This window comes from Butyricicoccus sp. (assembly GCF_050872565.1).
Lineage (GTDB): Bacteria > Bacillota > Clostridia > Oscillospirales > Butyricicoccaceae > Butyricicoccus_A.
On record NZ_JBNMHC010000389.1, the window covers coordinates 1 to 1,942 of the forward strand.

The 1,942-nt window shown below is 47.6% G+C and carries 2 protein-coding genes; both read left to right on the plus strand.

Annotated elements, in window-relative coordinates; all coding sequences use genetic code 11:
• Window positions 1-1,161, plus strand: a 1,161-nt coding sequence (locus ACR0P9_RS11710; protein ID WP_432620353.1) for a sodium:solute symporter family transporter, incomplete at its 5' end; no start/stop codon positions are given.
• A gap of 364 nt (window positions 1,162-1,525) precedes the next feature.
• On the plus strand, window positions 1,526-1,942 hold a 417-nt coding region (locus ACR0P9_RS11715; RefSeq protein WP_432620355.1), incomplete at its 3' end, for a Gfo/Idh/MocA family oxidoreductase.

The window sequence follows — 1,942 nt, forward strand, 5'->3', positions numbered from 1 at the left end:
ATTGCCATCAGCGTTGTTGGTTCGATCTATGCGATTTTCGGCGGCCTGAAGGCAGTTGCCGTTTCGGATACCGTAAACGGTGTTGGCCTGCTGATTGGCGGTCTGATGATTCCGTTCTTTGCACTGAATGTACTGGGTCATGCCGCAGGCAGCGAGAGCACCGTTGCCATTCTGGATGGCTGGAAGTATCTGGTTGCCAATCATGCAGATAAGCTGAACTCCATTGCACCGATCAATGCAGAGGCTCCGGCAGTTCCGTGGCCGACGGTATTTACTGGTCTGGTATTCTTGGGCTTGCAGTCTTGGTGCACGCATCAGTCGTTTATTCAGCGTGTTCTCGCAGCAGAGAATCTGAAAGAAGCACAGAAGGGCGCACTGTATTGTGCTTTCCTGAAAATTGCAGGCTTTATGTTCCTTGCTCTGCCGGGCGTCATTGCCTACGCACTGTTTGAATTGCAGGGCAATCAGGTTTCTATGATGGATGATGCTTATCCGCATCTGGTAACGCAGGTTATTCCGGCACCGCTCATGGGCTTCTTTGCAGCGGTTATGTTCGGTGCGATTCTGTCCTCGTTTAACTCGGTACTCAACTCCGTCAACACCATGTTCACCATGGATATTTATCATGAGTATATCAATCCGAAGGCATCGGAAGAAAAGCTCGTCGATGTCGGCAAGAAGATTGGCATTGTTTTCGCTGTTGCTACTACAATCGTCGGTCCGATGGTATACTTCTTCCCGGCAGGACTGAAGACCTTCTTGGATTCTTTCGTTATGCTGATTGGTCTGCCGGTTCTGTCCGCAGTCTTTGGCGGCTTCTTCTTCAAGTATCTGCCGAAATATGCAGCAAAGGTCATCATGGTATTCCACATTGTGGTATACGGTCTGTTTATGATTATTGCACCGGCTTATCCGGGCGGCGGCACGATGCATTATCTGTACGCTGTTGCTGTTCTGTGGCCGATTGAGCTGATTATCATGGCAGTCATGAACTATCGCAACAAGAAGTCGCATCCGGACATGCAGGCATGGGAGCAGCAGGACGTCAAGGCTGTCGATCTGACCCCGTGGAAGTATCGCAAGGTCGTTTCGATTGTTGTCCTGGTTTGTGTTGTCGCTGTATATATCTTCTTCTCCCCGTTGGGAATCGGTGCAGCATAAATTTATTTCTTTGATAATTCCAATCCTTTTTATCGGCGATTTGCCGAAAGGCAAGTCGCCGAATCTCTCCAACCATCAAATCTCCGCATCCAAGCAAGCGATGCGGGGATTTTTTTGATGTGAAAATACAAAAATAACACACAATCCAAAGAAAAAGCACAAAATATGCGAGGACAATGGATAGGAAATCCAAAAATAAGACGCTTTTTCGGGAAATTAGGCAAGTTGCACAGAGGACATTCGTAGACAAACTGCGCAGAATCCAAAGAGAAGCGCGTTTTTTCCCTATCTGTGTCGAGATATAATAGCATCACAAGAGAAAAACAACCGTTGTGTGTTGTTGTTATGTGAGAGGAGACCATTCATGAAAGTAGGCATTATCGGTGCCGGCCGTATCGGCAAGGTACACGCAAAAAACATCTCTATGTTTGTTCCAGAGATGGAGATTAAGACGATTGCAGATCCGTTTGCAAACGATGCAACGAGAGAATTTGCAGCACAGTACCACATCCCGAATGTTTCGACTAATGCGGCTGATATTTTAGATGATCCGGAAATCGAAGCAGTTCTGATCTGCTCGTCCACGGACACCCATTCGCACTTCATTATTGAGGCAGCAAAGGCAAAGAAGCACATCTTTTGCGAGAAGCCGATTGATTACGATCTGAACAAGGTACATGAAGCGATTAACGCCGCAAAGGACGCTGGCGTCAAGCTGCAGATCGGTTTCTGCCGCCGCTTTGACCACAACCATCGTGCTGTATATGATATGGTACAGCAG